The 19,898-nt window shown below is 48.9% G+C and carries 23 protein-coding genes, 1 other RNA gene and 1 riboswitch; of the genes, 9 read left to right on the forward strand and 15 right to left on the reverse strand.

Features of this window, described 5'->3' with window-relative positions:
* Positions 1 to 7 precede the first annotated feature (7 nt).
* From ACFO4U_RS04240 to rnpB, 4 genes are all read right to left on the reverse strand, one after another.
* Positions 8 to 910, reverse strand: coding sequence for a Gfo/Idh/MocA family protein (locus tag ACFO4U_RS04240; RefSeq protein ID WP_159562348.1), 903 nt, complete (start codon positions 908 to 910; stop codon positions 8 to 10).
* A 51-nt stretch (positions 911 to 961) separates the two neighbouring features.
* Positions 962 to 1,144 (reverse strand): hypothetical protein, encoded by a 183-nt coding sequence (locus tag ACFO4U_RS04245; RefSeq protein ID WP_230872813.1) that lies wholly within the window; start codon positions 1,142 to 1,144, stop codon positions 962 to 964.
* A gap of 120 nt (positions 1,145 to 1,264) precedes the next feature.
* Positions 1,265 to 2,428, reverse strand: a complete 1,164-nt coding sequence (locus ACFO4U_RS04250) for a THUMP domain-containing class I SAM-dependent RNA methyltransferase (RefSeq protein ID WP_074036970.1) — start codon at positions 2,426 to 2,428, stop codon at positions 1,265 to 1,267.
* A 124-nt stretch (positions 2,429 to 2,552) separates the two neighbouring features.
* An RNA gene (gene rnpB, locus ACFO4U_RS04255) (RNase P RNA component class B) lies at positions 2,553 to 2,920 on the reverse strand.
* A gap of 120 nt (positions 2,921 to 3,040) precedes the next feature.
* Between rnpB and ACFO4U_RS04260 the strand changes: the two genes are divergently transcribed.
* A complete protein-coding gene (locus tag ACFO4U_RS04260; RefSeq protein ID WP_012726372.1) occupies positions 3,041 to 3,445 on the forward strand; it encodes a hypothetical protein in 405 nt (134 codons plus the stop codon).
* A gap of 44 nt (positions 3,446 to 3,489) precedes the next feature.
* Here the strand turns inward: ACFO4U_RS04260 and ACFO4U_RS04265 are convergent, their stop codons facing one another.
* Together ACFO4U_RS04265 and ACFO4U_RS04270 are read right to left on the reverse strand one after the other, a co-directional pair.
* A complete protein-coding gene (locus tag ACFO4U_RS04265) occupies positions 3,490 to 4,938 on the reverse strand; it encodes a S8 family peptidase (RefSeq protein ID WP_215243906.1) in 1,449 nt (482 codons plus the stop codon).
* A 94-nt stretch (positions 4,939 to 5,032) separates the two neighbouring features.
* Positions 5,033 to 5,440: a hypothetical protein gene (locus ACFO4U_RS04270; protein WP_074036967.1), complete on the reverse strand. Its 408-nt coding sequence runs from the start codon at positions 5,438 to 5,440 to the stop codon at positions 5,033 to 5,035.
* A 170-nt stretch (positions 5,441 to 5,610) separates the two neighbouring features.
* On the opposite strand from ACFO4U_RS04270, the gene ACFO4U_RS04275 reads away from it, so the two are divergent.
* The 5 genes from ACFO4U_RS04275 to ACFO4U_RS04295 all read left to right on the forward strand — a co-directional run bounded on the left by ACFO4U_RS04275 (position 5,611) and on the right by ACFO4U_RS04295 (position 10,340).
* Positions 5,611 to 6,498 (forward strand): hypothetical protein, encoded by an 888-nt coding sequence (locus ACFO4U_RS04275; RefSeq protein ID WP_215243905.1) that lies wholly within the window; start codon positions 5,611 to 5,613, stop codon positions 6,496 to 6,498.
* 77 nt (positions 6,499 to 6,575) lie between these two features.
* Entirely contained in the window at positions 6,576 to 7,241 is a 666-nt protein-coding gene (locus ACFO4U_RS04280; RefSeq protein ID WP_215243904.1) for a response regulator transcription factor, read from the forward strand.
* Positions 7,238 to 8,584 carry a sensor histidine kinase gene (locus ACFO4U_RS04285; protein WP_215243903.1) on the forward strand — a complete coding sequence of 449 codons (1,347 nt, stop codon included), beginning with the start codon at positions 7,238 to 7,240 and terminating at the stop codon, positions 8,582 to 8,584. The genes ACFO4U_RS04280 and ACFO4U_RS04285 overlap by 4 nt, the downstream gene beginning before the upstream one ends.
* Positions 8,585 to 8,652: 68 nt before the next feature.
* A complete protein-coding gene (locus ACFO4U_RS04290; protein ID WP_214781214.1) occupies positions 8,653 to 9,666 on the forward strand; it encodes an ABC transporter permease in 1,014 nt (337 codons plus the stop codon).
* Complete coding sequence (locus ACFO4U_RS04295) at positions 9,663 to 10,340, forward strand: ABC transporter ATP-binding protein (RefSeq protein WP_215243902.1); 678 nt, start codon at positions 9,663 to 9,665, stop codon at positions 10,338 to 10,340. Before ACFO4U_RS04290 ends, ACFO4U_RS04295 begins: the two co-directional genes overlap by 4 nt.
* Here ACFO4U_RS04295 and ACFO4U_RS04300 read toward each other — a convergent pair.
* Positions 10,291 to 10,698: a hypothetical protein gene (locus tag ACFO4U_RS04300; protein WP_214690863.1), complete on the reverse strand. Its 408-nt coding sequence runs from the start codon at positions 10,696 to 10,698 to the stop codon at positions 10,291 to 10,293. The two genes, ACFO4U_RS04295 and ACFO4U_RS04300, sit on opposite strands and share 50 nt — an antisense overlap.
* A 180-nt stretch (positions 10,699 to 10,878) precedes the next feature.
* Between ACFO4U_RS04300 and ACFO4U_RS04305 the strand changes: the two genes are divergently transcribed.
* Positions 10,879 to 11,802: an alpha/beta hydrolase gene (locus ACFO4U_RS04305; RefSeq protein WP_159562356.1), complete on the forward strand. Its 924-nt coding sequence runs from the start codon at positions 10,879 to 10,881 to the stop codon at positions 11,800 to 11,802.
* On the opposite strand, the gene ACFO4U_RS04310 is transcribed toward ACFO4U_RS04305, so the two are convergent.
* On the reverse strand, positions 11,735 to 12,430 hold the full coding sequence (locus ACFO4U_RS04310) for a CPBP family intramembrane glutamic endopeptidase (RefSeq protein WP_215243901.1): 696 nt from the start codon (positions 12,428 to 12,430) through the stop codon (positions 11,735 to 11,737). The two genes, ACFO4U_RS04305 and ACFO4U_RS04310, sit on opposite strands and share 68 nt — an antisense overlap.
* Positions 12,431 to 12,516: 86 nt before the next feature.
* Between ACFO4U_RS04310 and ACFO4U_RS04315 the strand changes: the two genes are divergently transcribed.
* Together ACFO4U_RS04315 and ACFO4U_RS04320 are read left to right on the forward strand one after the other, a co-directional pair.
* Positions 12,517 to 13,200 (forward strand): lytic transglycosylase domain-containing protein, encoded by a 684-nt coding sequence (locus ACFO4U_RS04315; RefSeq protein WP_230872907.1) that lies wholly within the window; start codon positions 12,517 to 12,519, stop codon positions 13,198 to 13,200.
* A gap of 28 nt (positions 13,201 to 13,228) precedes the next feature.
* A complete protein-coding gene (locus tag ACFO4U_RS04320; RefSeq protein WP_012726384.1) occupies positions 13,229 to 13,816 on the forward strand; it encodes a DUF1643 domain-containing protein in 588 nt (195 codons plus the stop codon).
* 9 nt (positions 13,817 to 13,825) lie between these two features.
* Here the strand turns inward: ACFO4U_RS04320 and ACFO4U_RS04325 are convergent, their stop codons facing one another.
* From ACFO4U_RS04325 to ACFO4U_RS04355, 7 genes are all read right to left on the reverse strand, one after another.
* Positions 13,826 to 14,560, reverse strand: coding sequence for an energy-coupling factor transporter transmembrane component T family protein (locus tag ACFO4U_RS04325; RefSeq protein WP_159562359.1), 735 nt, complete (start codon positions 14,558 to 14,560; stop codon positions 13,826 to 13,828).
* Positions 14,542 to 15,912, reverse strand: coding sequence for an ABC transporter ATP-binding protein (locus ACFO4U_RS04330; RefSeq protein WP_276551136.1), 1,371 nt, complete (start codon positions 15,910 to 15,912; stop codon positions 14,542 to 14,544). Before ACFO4U_RS04330 ends, ACFO4U_RS04325 begins: the two co-directional genes overlap by 19 nt.
* Positions 15,878 to 16,453 (reverse strand): ECF transporter S component, encoded by a 576-nt coding sequence (locus tag ACFO4U_RS04335; RefSeq protein ID WP_012726387.1) that lies wholly within the window; start codon positions 16,451 to 16,453, stop codon positions 15,878 to 15,880. The genes ACFO4U_RS04330 and ACFO4U_RS04335 overlap by 35 nt, the downstream gene beginning before the upstream one ends.
* Positions 16,446 to 17,036: a Ykof family thiamine-binding protein gene (locus ACFO4U_RS04340; RefSeq protein ID WP_215243899.1), complete on the reverse strand. Its 591-nt coding sequence runs from the start codon at positions 17,034 to 17,036 to the stop codon at positions 16,446 to 16,448. The genes ACFO4U_RS04335 and ACFO4U_RS04340 overlap by 8 nt, the downstream gene beginning before the upstream one ends.
* Positions 17,037 to 17,118: 82 nt before the next feature.
* A riboswitch (TPP riboswitch) is annotated at positions 17,119 to 17,219 on the reverse strand.
* A 65-nt stretch (positions 17,220 to 17,284) separates the two neighbouring features.
* Positions 17,285 to 18,478 carry a GTP-binding protein gene (locus tag ACFO4U_RS04345; RefSeq protein WP_215243898.1) on the reverse strand — a complete coding sequence of 398 codons (1,194 nt, stop codon included), beginning with the start codon at positions 18,476 to 18,478 and terminating at the stop codon, positions 17,285 to 17,287.
* Between the two features lie 111 nt (positions 18,479 to 18,589).
* Positions 18,590 to 18,856 carry a hypothetical protein gene (locus ACFO4U_RS04350; RefSeq protein WP_012726390.1) on the reverse strand — a complete coding sequence of 89 codons (267 nt, stop codon included), beginning with the start codon at positions 18,854 to 18,856 and terminating at the stop codon, positions 18,590 to 18,592.
* A gap of 43 nt (positions 18,857 to 18,899) precedes the next feature.
* A complete protein-coding gene (locus ACFO4U_RS04355) occupies positions 18,900 to 19,781 on the reverse strand; it encodes an SMP-30/gluconolactonase/LRE family protein (protein ID WP_215243897.1) in 882 nt (293 codons plus the stop codon).
* Positions 19,782 to 19,898: the final 117 nt, after the last annotated feature.

Consider the following 19,898-nt stretch of genomic DNA (forward strand, 5'->3'; position numbering starts at 1 on the left):
AGTATGTTCACCGCACTTCCTTTAGAATTTCTTCACAGAGACGATGTGTCTCGAGACTGTCTTCCGCGACAACGGAGGCGTTCGGTTCCCCACGAAGTAAACGTAAGAAGTCTTCCACAAGGTCGATAAACCCTCGACGTTTCAAATTCGACTCCCATGGGTCGAGTGACCATTCCTTCACACCGTCTCGTCCATAGTCTGTAATCCGCTCCACATCACGCGTGACCCGCTTCACGGTCGGTGACATGACTTCCATCACTTCTTCGGTGCAACTGTTGTCTCGGTTCATCCAACCGATTGCCTCGATTCCCCCTGCCTTGAAATGAATCATCACTTGTTTCAGCACATCCCCTTCAAATCGAGGTGTGACACGTAAACGTTCGATAGGCTGAAGGTCGGTCAAATAACGGAGCGTATCGACGACATGCACGAAATCCTCGATCACAAATTCACGAAGCGATGCCGGTTTATACGTTCTGTTCTTTTGAATGAAGACCATATTTTTTTCTTCGACTTGTTTGAGTGCCTGTGTGGCCGTGGCAAATCGGCGATTGAAGCCTGTGACGAGATGGACGCCTTTCTCTTTAGCAAGTGCGACGAGTCGTTCCGTCTCTCCAAGAGTGAACGTGATCGGTTTGTCGATGAAGACATGCTTTCCTTGCCGTAGACAATACTCGGCTTGCTCATAATGAACAGCTGTCGTCGAATGAATCATGACCGCATCGATTTCTGTCATCGGCACGGCGTGTAGGTCTGAGTACCCTCCTTTGAAACGAAAGGTCGAGATGATATCGTGTAACTTCTGTTCATCCCTTGAGACGAGATACACATCAACGTCCTTTAATCCGGCATATACAGGTAGATATGCTTTTTTGGCGACATCCCCGATGCCCACTACTAAAATATTCATTTGCTCACTCCTCCAATATTATGTAGAAAGCCCGAAGCGATTGCCTCGGGCTCACGTAATAGATACAATCTCAAAACTTGTGATCGGTTCACGAATCGCGTCAGATACAATCTGGTAAGCCGCATGTAATTCTTCTTGATTATTTAAGTCCGGCACACGGTCCATTTCTACCTCGACCGTCCGAGTGTTCTGTTCTTTCACATGTAACTGATATTCGACTGTATACTTTTCCATCATCTGTCCCCCTCTAATTATACATATGTTATGTATATCCTGTTACACGGATGATGAAACAAGTGAGTTTGTTCTAAGAAAACAGAAAAATGACCGCTCAGGTGAACGGTCATGGATTCATCATTCTGATTTCGGTTTTGCGTCACGGTCCGGACGTGGGCGACGCTTTCCGAAGTATTGGTAATATTGCGTTTCGATATTTCCGTTGTACAGCTTCCGACGCTTCGTCGCCGGGCGCCCGTATGCCTTCTCGAAGTCTTCATAACTCGTCAACATATAGACACTGTAACCAGGGTATTTCGCATATTGTTCCCCGATCCGTTCGTACAAGTCGATGATTTCTTCTTCTGACTGAAGTCGTTCCCCATAAGGTGGGTTTCCGATGATGACCCCGTACTCTTCTTTCGGCTTCAGTGCGGCTGCGTCACTATGGACGAATGTGATCGCATCACGGACGTCAGCGAGTTCCGCATTGTCTTTTGCAAGTTTCACCATCCGCGGATCCAAGTCGATTCCATAGATTTTTAACGGTTTATCCCACTCCGCCTTCTCATTCGCTTCATTTATTGCCGCATACCAGGCTTTTTTCGGGATGCATGTCCAATCCTGTGCGAAGTATTCACGGTTGATACCCGGCGCGATATTTCGTCCAATCATCGCCGCTTCGATGGCGAGCGTCCCTGAACCTGTAAATACGTCATAAAACGGCATGTCCGGACGCCAGTTTGTCAATTGAATCATCGCCGCTGCCATCGTCTCTTTGAGTGGAGCTTGCGAATGAAGCTCACGGTAGCCTCGACGGTGAAGTGGACCGGACGTATCGATCGTGATGGTCGCCACATCTTTCAAAAGAGCGACTTCGATTGGGAATTTCGCGCCTGACTTCGGCAACCATTCTCCCTCTTTACGATAGCCGCGTTGCATCGCTTCAACGATCGCCTTCTCCGTGATTTTCTGACAGTCACGAATCGAGAACAGCTTTGATTTGACCGAGCGTCCGTCGACCGTGAACGCCGCGTCCCACGGCATGAGGTCGGTCCATGGTAACGCTACGACCCCGTCAAACAATTCTGTAAACGTTGTCGCCTTGAACTCGGCAACGACGAGTTTGACCCGGTCTGCTGTCCGCAACCACATGTTCAGACGTGGGATGTCTTCCATTTCCGCGTCGATATAAATCCGTCCGTTCTCGACTTCGCACGTGTATCCTAAATCCCTTACTTCTTTTGCCACAAGTGCCTCAATTCCCATCGCTGCCGTCGCAATCAGTTTACGTTTTGCCATCTAAATCGCCTTCCTTCTACATAAATATCTTTCAGTCATTTTGTAAGTTGTAAAAAAATCATGAAAAAAGGAGCTCAAGTATATGTGCTTGAACTCCTTGTCGTTGTCAGTTGAGACTATGTTGTCCTGTAAGCCATGTTCTGTACTCCGGTGCTCATAACGGTCTCCCTGGCACGATGGAGTGACAATCATCTATCTGCGCACACCGGCGCCCTCCGTCCCGTTCGATTCCGGTCTGGAAGTTCCCCTACCATAGTTTGGGTTTCTCGCTCGTGGGGTTTACCTCGTTCCACTCTGAACGTTTCCGATCAGACTCCGTCACTGTGGCACTTTCAAGAAGCGGACACCATATCCGAGGACTTAGGTGTTTCTTCTGCCGTCAACTTGCGTTGCCTACACTTATCGTTTCGTGTAGCACGATCACTACAGCCATCACAGGCTGTGCGAGCATGGACTTTCCTCAAGACTTGCGTCCCGCGATTGTCCAGACTTCATAGTCACTTCAACCATTGTAGCTGAAATTTGAACGGTTGACAACTTAAATTCGAAACTTGATTTTACGTTCAGTCAGCGCTAAAATAAGGCGTGTTCATTGAATAAGGAGGGATTTTGATGCATCAGGATGCAAAAAACGGTTGGATTCAACGTCTGACTTATGTAATAGAAATCGATGACATTAAAGTGCTCCACCCGAACAACGGCGTGTTCGCCTTCTACCGAAATAATCGTCTCGTCCGAGGGTTTGAACCGTTCGACATCAAGGCACCGAACGAACTCTCGAAACGACCTTATCATTTTGACCATCACAATTTAGCACATCTCGAGGAGCGCTTCCCGGACGCCATTCCAGTGTTCGATGAAACGCATGAGACGCGTCGCGCTTGGAGCGACCGTGTCCGAGTCGGTCTTTGCGAAATCATCCGAGATGGGAAACTCAGTTTCGAGCATATTGATGACCAAGGGAACGTATTAGAAGCGAGTATCCGTTGGTGTGGAGAAGCCATCACCATCGATTAAATAGAAAAAGCCGTCTCTCCGTTAGGAGCAGGCGGCTTTTTATCTTACAAGGTCTCTGTGACCGGAGGCTCGTCTTCGATGATCGGTGGCTCAAAAGATGTCGTCACCACTTTTTCGCGAAGGTCCGTCGGCTTCAGAATGACGGTCAACTTTTCCGCCGTATCCCCTCTTACCGGGAATGTCCCAGCGATGTGGAGCGCTTCGTACAAGACCTTCCCATTTGAATCAAGTAACGTGACCGTGCCTTTTCGCGTCGTGTGAATCGAGAACGTCCCTTCTTCCGACACCTTCACAGACACTGTCGTCTTCAACGTGTTGACATAATCAATCGTTCGGCTCGTGTATCGCTTATGTTTTCCATCCGTGACTTGACCGACGATGCGATATTGTCCGCTCGGTAACCAATCCCCGCTCGAATACATCGTGAACGACCGATTTGGTGTGAGCGTCTTGACTTTCTTGTTCCCTTGATACAGTGTGAACGAGGACTTTAAGTTCGAATGGTTCATAACACTCAACTTGACATCATTCACGTATCGACTCTTCCACACCGAAGGGGCAGAGATGTGAATAGGGCGAGCCGTTGCCTCTAGCAGTTTCATCGCATTCAATTCCGTATAAGACTTTCCGGAGGCTTTTGGCATCTTCGCAATCAACTGGTCGATCTCACCAGGTGTCAAATAAGGATTGATCGATTTGACGAGCGCGAGGCTCGCCGTGACCATCGGTGCCGCCATCGAGGTCCCGTCCATAAAGACAAAGCGGTTGTTGATTCCTAGAGAGAGGATGTTCACACCTGGCGCCACGATTTTGACGCGATCGTCCATATTGCTAAAGCTCGCGAGACGATGTCTAGAATCGATTGCACCGACCGCGATTACCTCTTTCATGTTTGCAGGAAAATTGATCGTCTGTTTTCGATCATTTCCAGATGATGCGACGATAATGACCCCTTTCGCTCTTGCCCGTTTAATCGATGTGGCCAAACGACTATCATAATCATCCCCTCCAAGCGAGAGGTTGATGATGTTCGCCCCTTTCGCTACAGCCGTATCCACTGCATTGGCGACCGTCCAGGAGTCTGTTTCATCTGAATTCACCCCGTAAAACACATTATAAAAGTGATAGCGAACGTTCGGCGCGAGTCCGGCGATCCCAAAGCGGTTATGTTTCCCGGCCATGATTCCGGCGGTATGCGTACCATGAATATCCGCAGTATACGGACCTTTCATGGAATTGACGACACGAGGAACGTTCTTCAAATCCGTATGGTTCCGGTCAGCTGACGAGTCAATCAGCGCCACAACGATATCACTTGCGCCTCTCGTCTTACTCCAGGCCAAATCCGTACCGATTTGCTTCACATAATATTGACTCGTGACTTGTGGTTCTGAAACGACGTAGCCATGTTTCTTAAGGATGACTGGCTGTGCTGCATCTACTCCGACCGGCAATAAAAGGGCAATCGCTGTCAAAAGGGCAATCTTTTTCATTCCTTCCGCTCCATTCCAAACTGATAAAGTGACTCCATTATCTCAAACTTTGGATTAGATTTCCCTTTTTTTGAATAAAAAGTTGTCGCTAAGTTTACCAATAGCTCGGCTCATCCGGGTGCAGCATATCAAACTCGACAATTCGTCCAATCGTCAAGTACGTATAGTAGCGCGCCAGTTCCACCCGGCTTGGGTCGGGACGGAATCCTTCGAGGTCCTCTCCAAGTGGAGACCCGTCAATGGTCTCAAACTGCTGGCAAAAAAAAGACTCCGTTTCAGCGTCCCAGACGATGCGATCTCCGATATATCCGCTTCCGAAGCGAATGTAATCGATGATCGACGGAACGATGACTTCTGCTGGCAAGCGTTCGCTCATCCGACCAACGAGTTCATATCGCAGACGATCTGCCTGATCGGCTTCCTCAAGGGATGCACATTTGAGTACTTCTTTATTGATTTCAATCAATACGACATAATCCCCAGATTCGATGGAGAGCTTCATTGCCTCACCTCACTTTTTCATTCCTACATCCGATTCTCTACAAGTCATTATTCGAGATAAATGGTGGGAATCCTGTCCATTCCTCATTTTTTTCCAAATCGCAGTTGAGTTCACAACATTCTAACTGTTTTTGTTATACTAATCATATGAATTAAGAGAGGAAGTGCACCATGGCCAAACGACCGCTGACCCCTCGAGAAAGTGAGTTGATTGCGACCGCGTTATTTGTTGTCGGAAGCGTTCCCTATTCAGGACATATCGATCGTCTCGAATCCCTCACCTTACGTGATATCGCTGATGACTATTTGAATGGAACTGCCACTTCCGCAGACGCGATCGACGCACTCGACCAATACATCTACGTCCGGCGTCATCGTTTTAAAAACGTGACCCCTCACAACCTTTGGACATTGGATGATCGGACTGAACAAGAAGCATTGCGTCATATTTCCAAACGACCCGAATTGAAAAAGGGTCAGACGTTGCATAAACGGAATCAACCGTTTCAAGCAGGACAAGAAATCGAGTTCAAGGTGGACAAACATGTCGACCGTGGACAATTCCGCATCTACATCGGAAAACTTCAAGGGTATACGTGTAAAGCCCAGTCAAAAGAACGTGAAAAGCTGAAGTCAGTGTCAGGATGGATCACACATATTGACCCGAAAGACCGATTGGTATTTGTCAACGTGACAGACTTCGGACGGATGCCAATCGAACCTGCAATGAAACAAGAACTTGAATCGATGAGCGCTTCGATGCTCGGTTGGTTCGCCACGGCAACAATCCCTTCTGAAGAAGAAGCGCTCCTTGCCAAACGGATGATTGCCACGTTGCAGCGGCGCGATCAACCGTATTGGTTCACGCTGACGACCGCGTTGAACCACCCTCGCCCAGAACATGTGAAACGCTGGGGAACAGTCGTGAATCTTCTCGTCAAAGCGAGTAACGGTGACCAAAAGGCCATCCAAACATTAGAGACTCAAGAAGACAAATACTTTAAGGATGCGTTCATCCGCGCCCTCCGTGCCCTTCATCAAGAGATGACGAAGCAATAAAGCTGATACGATTCGAGGTGACTCCGCATGGGTCACCTCGTTTCGTGTCGAACCTATTTAGGAAAGGAACGACCGCTATGCGTATACTCATCGTAGAAGACGACCCCTCCATTTTACGCCTTGTGAAAGAAACGTTCGAGGATGCGGGTCATGAGGTGTTGACAGCGACCGACGGGAACACAGGCGAAGAACGTTTCACGATGCAACCAATCGATGCCGCGATTGTCGACATCATGCTCCCAGGGCTTGACGGTCGTGAATTGTGTCGACGACTCAAGTCGACTCTCGATATTCCCGTCATTTTACTAACCGCTCTCGATGAATGGGAGGATAAGCGTCAAGGATTCGTTCATGGGGCAGACGACTATGTGACCAAACCCTTCATCCCTGAGGAGTTACTCTTTCGATTGCAAGCCGTCTCGCGACGTTATCAACGTTCGGCCGCTTCACAAATTCAAGCTGGTCCTCTTCGACTCGATTTAAGAGAATACGAGGTGACGCTTGAGGGTCAGCTGTTCTATCTCCCTAAAAAAGAGTTTGAACTATTATTTCAACTCGCCTCTTTTCCGGGAAGAGTGTATCGTCGTGAGGAGTTAATTGATTTGGTATGGGGATTTGATTTCGAGGGGGATGAGCGAACAGTTGATGTTCATATCAAGCGACTTCGTAATCGGTTCGATCACCCTGCTTTGTCGATTCGAACCGTACGAGGTGTCGGATACTCGCTCGAGGTGAACGGATGAAGACACTCTACACGCGAATCATCGTCACGATGTTCTTGATTTTACTTCTATCCGGAGCCATCTCCCTGTTGATCAGCAATGTGGCTTATTACAAGTGGTGGCAACCTTCCTATAGCGAGAAGACGGAACGGGTCGCCAAAATAGCGGAGTCGTATGTCGAGAACCATACCGATTTAGACTATGATGCCTTCTATACTTTCTTAGCTGCGACCGGATATCAACTGGTCGTCGTGGATGCGACTGACGAACGTCGACGTTTTGGCGGTGCCTTTCGGGATGAGACTATCTCTGACAAGGTGATCCAATCCGTACGGAACGGGTCTCCATATCAGGGAATGCGTGACTTTCCGTTTCATCTCTTCTTGCTCGGATTGTTCGATAACGAACTGACGAACACATATGGATTTACACTTGAAAACGGGGACGTCATCTTTATTCGTCCGGATTTGAGTGCCCAAATCCGCGAGTTACATCTGTTCGTCGGTCTATTTTTCGCACTCGTCACCCTCTTGGCATTTGGCTTGATTGCCATCTCGACAAGGTCCCTGGTCCGCCCGTTACAGACGCTCACGAATGCGACCACATCCGTCGCCATGCGTAAAGCTCCGGAACATCTCCCCGTCGAGCGTCAAGATGAAATCGGAACGTTGGCACGACAATTTCAAAACATGTCAAATGAGATCGATCGTACCGAAGCGAGACAGCGACGATTCGTTTCGAATGTCTCCCATGAATTTCAATCTCCTTTGACCTCCCTAGGTGGCTATGCAGAAAAATTAGCTGACGGTACGGAAGGTGAATCAAGAGAATATGCGCGTGTCATCGAACAGGAGACGAAGCGTCTATCCCAATTGACGAAACAACTGCTGCTTTTATCACGATTGGATGAAAATCCCCCGATTCTCGAGACGAACGTGAATGTGCTTCAATCGGTATCCGAAGTCATTCAAACGAACGCTTTCATTCTTGATCAAAAAGGGATCGCCGTCGTTACCGACATCCCACAAGACGTAGTCTTGAAGAGTGACCCGGTTCTACTCGCACAAGTTTGGAACAATGTATTGATGAACGCCGTTCATGCTTCACATGATGGAGGCACAATTCACATCACCTGTACCGTCGACCCAGGTATCGTCATCTCGGTTACGGATGAAGGGGTTGGGATGGACGACGAGACAAAAGAGCACCTGTTCGACCGCTTCTATCGCGGGGACACGGCTCGAACGACTCAAGGGACAGGTCTCGGTCTTGCCATCACCTCAGATATCATCGACCTACATGGCGGAAACATCACAGTCGAGTCAAACCTCGGAACCGGCACCACGGTTCATCTACATTTTTGATGTCGTTCATATTCTGTTCATATTGATTACGTACACTTCCTTCATCAGCACTTGAAGGAGGTTTTTTTATGCAGTTAGGTTGGAAAGAGATGTGGAGACAGAAAAGAAAGTTTTCCATGTTGTTCGTGATCACATTATTGATTGTCATGTTGACGACACTCATCACAGGGCTAGCAGACGGTCTCGCATATGATAACGGTTCTGCCTTGCACGAATTGAATGCTACGACGTATCAACTTGATCCGGACTCAGAAGGTCAATTGACACGATCGTTTATAGACGTCACAGCGGATACTTCAAACGAAACGATGAGCGTCCGACAGCTCACGGTCACGATTGATGGAAAAAAAGAAGAGGTCACGCTATTCGCCCTTCCAAGTGGAAGTAATATTGGCCCAGGTACTTATCTAGAAACAGGTGAAGTCTTGTTTGACCCAAGTCTTTCAGAACAGCTTGGAACAGGTGACACGTTGACCGACTTTGCGTCCGAATATCGTTTTACGATCGCCGGTGAGGCGCCTGGACGCTACAGTCATGGACCGGTGATTTACACGACGAACGAGACGTGGTTCGATTATTTGGATTACTCCGAACAACGTCCATATGTATCGGCTGAGATTGGAACGGAATCCACGATGTCCAATCCGCTCGTCATGAGTCAACAAGATTTGATTGAGTCGGTTCCTGGATATAGTGCCGAGCAAAGCACATTCACGATGATGCGTGCTTTTCTACTCGTGATCGGAACGTTTATTTTGACCGCATTCTTTTATTTGTTCACGCTTCAAAAGTTACCTGAACTCGGAATTCTGAAGGCAATCGGTCTCTCTCCTCGAATCATAGGACGGGCACTGCTCTTTCAGGTCATCGTCATCGTATCTGCCGCAGTCGCCACATCGATCGGGTTCATGTACGTCGTCGATGCGTTGATTCCATCATCGTTACCGTTTCTCGTCGACTTCGGTCATGTCGCGCTATTCGGATCCATGTTCATTTTCTTATCTGTTCTTGGCGCGTTGTTACCGTTATGGAAACTACGTCAAGTCGACGCAATTGAAATCATAGGAGGAAAAGCATCATGAGGTTAAGCCATGTATCACATCAGTTTGACGGTCAGCTCGTATTGAATGACATCGAGTTAGATGTATCGCCAGGGGAATGCGTTGCCATCGTCGGTCCGAGTGGTAGCGGGAAGAGTACATTGTTATACATCCTCGGTCTATTGCGAAAACCAGATCAAGGAGCATTTTTGATGAACGAACGGGACGTATTCGAATTAGATGAGGAACAACGTCGTCTGTTACGTCTACATGAAGTCGGGTTCGTGTTTCAGCAGGCCCACCTGATTCCCTACTTGACGGTGCTCGAGCAACTTGAGCTGATTCAGGAGAAGAGACAGATGGATGCGAAACAACTATTGACCGACCTCGGCTTAGGACACCGCCTGCATCATCTCCCGTCGACATTGTCGGGAGGTGAAAAGCAACGTGTCGCCGTCGCACGTGCCTTGATCAACTCCCCGCAACTCATTTTGGCAGATGAACCGACGGCGAGTCTTGATTATGAGAATGGACGACGTGTGATGGAGTTATTGGCCAAACAAGCACATGAAGAAGGGAGACGTGTCGTCGTCATCACACATGATGAACGCATGCTCGATGTGTGTGATCGCGTCCTTCGTGTGATTGACGGTACCTTGACCGAGCTCAACAAGGAAGAAGGGCATCACGACCAATTTGATGCAATTGATGAGTGAGCCATCCTCCAAGGCGAATGGCAACAAGGATTGATCCGTTCTCTGAAATGGTCGCCTCTTCGATACTCATCAATCGTTCGATGATATGATTCGATTCGAGTCGAATCCCCGAAAGACAGGAGAGTGCGCGAACGATTTCCTCTGGTCGACATTCGACTAGACGCGCAATCTCTTGTACCTCGGTGAGGAGGCTTGTTTGGTTATATAGAAAATAACGGTCGAGAATAACATCAAATACGAGTCCGATGATTCGTTCATCTCCTTCAATCGTCCACGAGAACGTTACTCCCCGTTCAAGCATCCCCTTTCTGTCGCTCAACACCATTTGTATCATTCGATAGATCTCTGACCTCTCCATATAGATATCCCCACCCTCCTGCTGTTGTCACTCCATCGTATCGTTCAAAATCATGTCTTTCCATGTGCCTTGATTCCTGATATTCACACGATTATGTTCTGTATGCCCTCTCCTTATGTAAGAAAACAGGACCGTATCGATTCGTTTCGGGTACAATAACGTTGAAAGGAGTCGGTATTAATGCAACGAAAATGGAAAATTGGATTGGCATCACTTTTCACAGGCTACTACGCGGTCAGCTACTATGCCTTCAAACGAATGACGCGGGGCAAACGAAAGACTCCGGAGATGTTACTCGCTCCATATACGGACGAAGATCGCAACTTTTATCATGACGTACCGTTCGAGCATGTCTCGATTCAATCTCGTGATGAGTACCGCCTCTACGGGCGTATCTATCGGAATGAGGGGTCAACAAAATGGATTGTGTTCGTACATGGATATACCGCATCACATAGTTTCATGGCCCCTCACCTCGCCATGTTCCATCGTCTCGGCTTTAACCTGCTTGCCGTCGATTTACGTTCACACGGTGAGTCCGAAGGAATTTATGCCTCATATGGTTTCCATGAAAAAGTCGATATGATCGACTGGGTGGACTGGTTGAAGACAGAGGAAACAGTCGATCAAGTCGGGCTTCACGGCGTCTCGATGGGAGCGGCCACCGTCTTGCAGACGACTCCGCTCACGAACGTCGACTTCGTCATCGCAGAATGTCCGTTTGACGATATGAAACAATTGATGCGTTATCAATTGAAAGAGTTACACCATATCCCAGCCGAGCTCATTTTACCGGGAATCGACTATTTCCTTTGGTCTCGTGCAGGGTTCACGATGAGACAAGTCCAACCGAAAAAGGCCGTCACGGAAACGACGACCCCAATCCTATTCGTACATGGTTCAAAAGATGATTTCGTCCCGACGTGGATGTCGGTCGAAATGAATGCATTGAACCGGAAGAACGACTTGGTATTGATCGATGGCGCAGAACATACCGATTGCATGATCAAGGACGCTCCTGCGTATGAGGAGGCGGTCACTCGCTTTTTGCATCGACATGGATTGGACCGGCAATCAAATCAAGTAGCACATGTAACACCATGACCGGCCAAAGGACACCCATCCCTAAATATAGGATACCTAGTCCGAATCCAACGATCCCTGTCGTGAAGACTCCCTTTATCCCTTGATAGGCATGGGCCACACCGAAAAGGGCGCCCCCGATTAAGGCGAGAGTCAAATCCGGGACCTCTATATAGAGGGAGATCGTGTATAGCAGGACTCCTCTGAAAATGAATTCCTCGGTCACGCCTGCAGTGACCGAGACGGCACCCCACGCTTGTTCCTCAGGTTTTGTCCGAGGGAGGAGCAGCTTCTCTAAATCGAGATCATAGTAAGGGCGTAACACATTTCGGAGACGTGCTGAAGTTTTTACCAACAGATAAAAGACGAGCGCCACGGTGACCAGGATGCATGACAAGTAAAAGACTTGCCATGCCTGTTCGTTCCCCGCTTCTGGTCCGAACCTCAATCCGACTTCTGATGGCGGTACTTGAAATAAAAAGATGAGGGCAACAATTAACAAGGTCAGCCCCCATGCCGATTTCACGGTTTGTTCATATACCCATGCCCGTCCTCTCGTTTCAATCAAGGGACGAATCAATTTGGCATTGAAGATTTGAACGATCAGCATGTAGCCGATAATGGCTGTAAAAATCAAACGTTCAAGCATCCATATCCACTCCTGTCCTTCCTCTTAGCTATATGCTACACTATTCGGGTATTGTCTAAAAGCTAGGAGGCGGTATCTTGAAACGTATGATGCTGCGACTGACCGGTTTCATTATTGTGCTCGTGCTTTTGCTCGGGGCAGTCGGCTGGCTCGGTCAACATGATAAAGTGAACAATGGATTGTATCGAACCTATTATGGAGAGAACGGTGTTCCGAACACACATCTGGCCGTCTATCAAGACGCTGCTGAAACATATGACGTGGACTGGCGCCTACTGGCTGCCGTTCACCGTGTAGAGACCATCTTCTCACACAGTTCGTCGATGCGTTCGTCTGTCGGCGCGATCGGACCTTTTCAATTCATGCCCCGTACTTGGCTCGGTTGGGAATATGATACCGATGACCAAAAAGGCGATGTCCCAGAAGACGAAGTGGATTTGACGGACCTTGCCTTGATTGAACAGTATGGCGGACTCGGTCGCGACGGGAACGGCGATGGAAAAGCTGACCCACATAGTCTAGTTGATTCTGCGCACACGGCGGCGTATTATTTAAGTGAACACGGTGGAAAAAAGACAGATTCAGTCACATCCGTCCGAAACGCTATCTTCGAATACAATCGAAGTGAGCAATATGTCAATGATGTCATGACGTACTTCGAGAACTATGAATCAAGCGTGACGTTCATGCCTGATGAGCGTGATACGCTTAGTCAACGAGTTGCTTATTACACGATTCGATATGTCGAGTGGTTTAAATCGCTCGGCTGATGCTTACATGAAAAAGTGAGGAATGGAAATGAACACGCATGTAGAAGAAGTAACCATCCGCGTCAAATCAATCTTCAATGAAGATAAAACGAAACGCTATATGCGAACGTATGAGTTCACCGATGTGGAGGATGGCGTCATCTGCGCCGTCATTATTTACTCGCCGCGGATGAGCGATGCCTTTTTGTCTGGCACGACGACACAGCGTGCTTATATGTTGATGCAAAATCATTTGTCACAACCGATTCGAGAAATGCGGGTCATCAGTCTCGTCCCGACACTCGCCATCAATGACAACCTTCCATACGTGGAGTCTCAACTCGATGAGACGAACTACCATTACGTCGAAGAGACGTTACAAGAGGTAGAAGCAAGCGGCGGGATGATCATCGTCGGTTGGGGGTCTCCAGGTCGCTTGATGCACCACGCGACATCTTACAAATCGCTCTTTGCGGATTATGAAGCGAACATGTATTGCATCGGTACGACAGCAAAAGGCGAGCCACAACAGATTCGAATGGCAAACGAGAATACCGTTCTCGAGGCGTTCAACAACGAATCGGTCAAACCGAAGTTTCGTATCGTGAAAGAAACGAAAAAAGACGACTCTCCGTGAGTCGTCTTTTCATATGCCAATCCAAATGGAAAGACCGAACAGTATGAAGAATATACCGGACCACATGTAATCGGACGGTTTGATGTCAATCCGCTCATAGACGGTCCGTTTTCCACTTGTGAAACCTCTCGCCTCCATGGAGAAGGCGACACGTTCAGCACGTCGGATTGAACCTGCCATCAGTGGAAGAAGTAGTTTCGGGACATGCCGAATCCGCTCCCATTTCGTATCAAGAGGTACACCGCGAAGACGATGCGCGTATTGTAGCTGATGCATCTCCCGTTGCATTAACGGAAGGAAGCGGAATCCGACGAGCGCACTATAGGCAATCGTCGGAGAAAGCCTTGCCTGTTGCATCAAACTCATGACGAAACGTTTCGAATCGGTCGTCAACATAAAGAGGAGCGACAGTACGGTGAATGCCAACACACGTAGACTAAGAGACATGGCGATACGTGCCTCTTCTTTTGAAATGTCTTGACCGAGAAGGGTTACCCACGTCTCTCCCCCAAGCTCCTTCCCAAACACGAGCGTCGTCCAAAACGTCCCGAGTGCCGTGACGAGAAAAGGAATCAAAAACAGGCTCCACTTCTTCCATGAAACGTCCGTCGCCAGTAATTGAATCGTCAACGTACCGACAATGATGACGAGCGGGGTCCACGGGTTATAAAACAAGGCCAGCCCGAACATGATGATCGTCATCGTCCCAAACTTGATCGTCGGATTCATATCATGGAGTGACATCGTTGCCGTCCTCCCGCTAGTCGATAATGACGAAGTCTCTCCGTGTCCCCCCAAAGCTCATCCCCGAATGGTCCTGAGAGTTCCCCATCCTTCATCAAATAGAACGTATGGGCGATATTGGCGAACGATAAGTCATGGGTCACGAACAAGATCGTCTGTCCCTTTGCCGCATGTCGCTTCATCAAAATCTCTAGTGCATGGAGTGACGGCTCATCCTGACCTGCCGTCGGTTCATCGAAGGCAAGCAACTGTTTGTTTGAGAGTAACTGAATCCCGACGGCGAGTCGTCGCTTCTGTCCATGACTGAGTGACAATGGATGGAGGACTCGTTTGTCCTCGAGGGTTAGCTCATCCAATACGACATCAATCGATTTCTCATGACCAAACTGTAGCTCTTGCTCGATCGAGTTCATGAAAAATAAGTGTTCCGGAGATTGGGGAACGAGTCCCACCCGGCGGTCACACTCCGTCAAACTTCGTAAAAACGTCGACTTCCCACTCCCATTTGGTCCCAATATGGCAATCACTTCCCCGATACGAGCTTGAAGGGTCACCCCTTTTAATCGAAATGAGTCACGCACCACCTCGTCGACCACGTAATGCTCGATTGCTTGTCGTGGCGCAGGCGACGGTTTGAATGAAAAATCATCGACCGGCTGAAACGGTTCGTTCCGTACAATCCGTCCTTGGTCGAGTTCGATGTGCCAATCAAAAAAGTCTCCCCACAAGTGCGCGCGATGTTCGACAACGATGACGTTCACGTTGTCTAAGTGATCGAGCCAGTCGACGAATCGATTCGCGGTCACTGGGTCAAGGTGCGTCAACGGCTCATCGAGAAGCAACCATTTTGGTTGTCCAACCATGGCGCAGGCGACGGCAATCCGTTGTTTCTCCCCGCCTGACAAGGAATCGATGAGACGATTTCGGTAATCGGTCAGTTGGAGTGACTCGAGAATCTCCGTCACACGCTGATCGATTACCTCGACCGGTGTCTGCAAATTTTCGAGTGTGAAGATGAGTTCCTCTTCCACCCGTTCCATCACGAACTGCGTGTCCGGGTCTTGAAATACGGTCCCGACCTGCTGATTGATTTCGCCTGGTGCGTATTCGTCGTAAATCCGTCCAAACAGTTCGAGTCTGCCTTCTAGGACTCCATCACAATTCTCTGGATAGAGACGGTTGAACAGCGCGAGCAGGGTCGACTTCCCGCTTCCGCTCGTTCCTGTCAAAATCGTGCGTCCAGGTCGTATGGAAAGTGACACATCTTTTATGATGGTGTCCTGACTTTCGGGGAACCGGAATGAAAGCGATTCTGTCTCAACCATGGACGTTCCCACTCCGAGCGATCGCATAGCCACGAAGTGACCCCGTCTTGAGCAACAGGTCACTGAGTAACTTCCCACCGATTCCTGCGATGACCATGCCGCTGACCGCGCGCAGCCCGAACATCGTCGCCACATATCCTGGTTCAAGCATCGCAAATCCGCTCATGAAGTAGGTATACACGAAACTCGTGACGGCCGAGCCAAATCCAGCTAGCATGAGAACCCATAGCTCATATCGACGATAGCCTGTCATCGCAAAGACAGCTTCAGCCCCAAGACCTTGGACGATGCCGACCAAGATGATGCGTGGTCCGATCGCATTTCCAATCAACATCTCAATCGTCGCTGCCATCACTTCCGAGATAAAGGCAGCACCCGGCTTCCGGATGATGTACGCCGAGATGATCGACACGATGAACCAGATACCGAAAATCCATTCATAGGCGATCGGCCCGATCAATCCCGCCCATAAGTTCCCGATATGGACGAACAGTAAGTAGACGACGGCAAAGACGACAGACAATACGGAGACGAGAACGACCTCTTTCAATTTCCACGATTTAAGCATGTCGTCCTCCATGTGACGGACTGTTCACACTGAACGTCACCGTCATGACGACGTGTCGATTCTTCTCGCGCGTCCGATTGAACGCCGCCTCATAATACGAGAACACATCATCCAAATTCCCATGAATGCCGGATGCGTAGTGCATGGAGTCATTATAGACACCGGCCTGTTTCGCTTGTTCAATTTCATCATAGATGAGATCCATGTAGTTCTCTGCACCCATCGGATAGAGCGCGAATTGTGAAGAGACATACTGTTCTCTTGAGGACCTGTTCAGTTGTTGTGGTGGGGCATCGAGTGCTTCATCCCCTGCCGAATCTCCCGGACATCCGACGGAGAAGGTTCCGCTCATCGAGACATGGCGTCCTTCTTCCGAAGCCAGGCTCAACACGGTCCGTGCGACGTCGAATACGTGCTCGGCACGACCACGGATCACGGTCGATACATCATCCGTATGTCGCCAGACACCCGTCATATTTGTTCCTTTCAATGCCCCTTTGATCGTCCCGATAAAGTCATCTGTCATCGGGCTAAGCGTGAAGCGAAATCCGACAATCTGACTCGTGCCACATGATTCATTCATCTTGTTTCCCCCTCTTTATGTGTTTGCACAAAAAAAGCCGCATTCATGAGAATGCAGCAACAAAATCTATACAAACTTGCATAGAGAAAGTGCCGCACTTCCTCACGCCAGTATTACCTGGATCGAGTTATAAGGGATCGGAGCCATGCTCACATCTCAGCCGAAGCACCCCTAGTGCAGTCATTGATATGCGGTTACTTATGCAGTCACAGTATAGCGATGTTTCGTCAGTTTGTAAACGGTCAATCTTAATAGGTGACGAGTTGGCCATTACCAGGGAGTGGGTCATGGAACGAATCCCATGCCGCTACCATCTCCTTATCCGTCAACAAGCAGGCGTCAAGTGATTGTTCGACCGTCTCCCGGTCCATCCGTTGTCCGATGAGAACCAATTCGTTCTGTCGGTCTCCGTACGGCTCGATGTAATCTTCACGCAGTTCAGGTTCTGTTGCGAACATTGCCTCTCGTTCACTCTCCGGAAGGGTCGCTAACCAACGACCGGCATGTTCGAGCGTCGATGCGTATCCGGCCTGGGAGAAGAGACAGGCAAGGTCGTTCCGTGACGCGATCCACAAGAAGCCTTTGGCACGGACTATTTCTTCAGGATAGTGCTCCATCCAATTCATCAAGCGCTCAGGGTGGAACGGTCGACGACGACGGTAGACGAACGAGCTGATGCCATACTCCTCCGTTTCCGGCGTATGTTCTTCTGCCTCAAGTTCTTGAATCCATCCCGCCGCACGCATCGCCTGATCGAAATCGAACAACTGGACGTCGAGTAGATCGTCTAACGCTACGTCGGAGTATGTTGAAGTCAATAATCGGGCGCTCGGGTTGAGTGTCTTAAGTAGCCCCTTCATCTCCTGCAGTTCCGCTTCAGACACCCGGTCTGCCTTATTCAACACGATGATATCCGCAAATTCGACTTGGTCGACGAGTAGGTCGACGACTTCACGGACATCTCCTGTATCGACGGCTTGTTGACGTTCCATGAGCGATTCACCAGAATTGAAATCTTTGAAGAAGCGGTACGCATCGACGACAGTGACCATCGCATCGATATAGACACGGCTCGTCAAATCGATTCCGAGCGCATCATCGGCATACGTGAACGTCTGCGCAACGGGAATCGGCTCTGAAATCCCAGAAGACTCGATGATGATGCCATCGAGGTCACGATCCTTTGTCAACTCATAGACCGCTGTCAGCAAATCCTCACGTAGGGTACAACAGATGCACCCGTTCGAGAGTTCGACTAATTTTTCATCGGTACGGGAGAAACCACCCTGTTCAATCAATTTCTCATCAATGTTTAACTCGCTCATATCGTTCACGATGACCGCATATTTTTTATCTTCCCGGTTATGTAAGATGTGGTTGAGCAGTGTCGTCTTTCCGCTACCAAGATAACCCGAGAGTACTGTAATTGGAATTCGTTTCATATTGATGAACCTCCATTAAATCGTAATCATTACTTTTTATATATTGAAACGACTGATTCGATTTGTCAACAAAAAAACACGCCACACGGACGTGTTTTGAAAAACATGCTTTTATTCTTCCAACGCTTTTCGTTCTGCTTCCGAGCGGGGATAGGCGTTCGCTTGCCACTCCGCCCGATAGATGGAGTCGAGTTGCGTCAACCCGACCTCATCCTCGTCCTTGTCAGAATCGACACTCGGCACCTCGTCCCATTTTGGGTCGAGATAAGAATGATCTTCTTCCCGCGCTCGATTTTCTTGCAACTTTTGAATCCCCATCTTGACCGCTGCCGCAACTGCCAACCCAATACCTGCTCGAACTAACAGTCGTTTCACCATTGCATGTCCTCCTCAACGCCCAAAGCGATACAGCATGTCCTCCTCAACGCCCAAAGCGATACAGCGGCATCCCTTTCACATCCGTATCCGTGATAAATACCGATCCAGCATCCGGATATTCGGCTAACGCTTCCTCATCCATCCCCTCACGAGCCGTCGTGATGGCCAATCGATTGAGCCCATCCCCGATAAAGGCGCATGATGTAACATTCGGTGCAGGAACGTGAACTTCTAACAGTTTTTCACCGGTTGATGGATTCCAGCGAGACACTTTACCTCCAGCGTAATGCGCGATCCATAAACACCCTTCCGTATCCGATATCATACCATCCGGGAAGCCATCCTCGTCTGCGAAATCGATGACGACCTTTCCATTTGATAACGTACCCGCCTTCAAATCAAAATCATATTGGCGAATCGTTTCAGTCGGTGTATCGATATGATAAAAAACGGAATGGTCAGGAGACCACGTCAACCCGTTCGAAAGTGTGAGCTCATTCATGAGTGTCGTCGTCGTACCATCCCGATCGACACGATACAATGTCGCTTGATTCTCTTTGTCTTCGAGATGAAGCGTTCCGGCGAAGATTCGACCGTATGGATCGGCTTTTCCGTCATTAAACCGCAATTGACCGTCCGGATCATCCAACTCGACAATCTTCTTCAAGTCCCGATTGATCTCATCCCATTCATAAATGCCGTCCTTCAAACCAAGGACAACGCCATCCGTCACTTTCGGAATGACGAAACCGACTTGTTTCCCGACTTCAAACGACGAGATTTCATCCTCACGTTCGTCATACCACCACAATGTATGGCCTTCGATATCTACCCAATAAAACCGCTTCAGCTCGGCATCCCAACACGGACCTTCACCAAGCGTATTTCGTACACGAATCCACAACGACGCATCTACTTTCTCCATCACTTAGCCTCCACTCTATCCATTAGTTCAGAAATCTATTCCCCTCTCGCATGGGGACTATGCATGAATCCAGAAAATCGTGTTGGATTTTCACCGTCGTCCGTTCGTTTTGCTATA

This window comes from Exiguobacterium profundum, from assembly GCF_042652865.1.
Taxonomy (GTDB): Bacteria; Bacillota; Bacilli; order Exiguobacteriales; family Exiguobacteriaceae; genus Exiguobacterium; species Exiguobacterium profundum.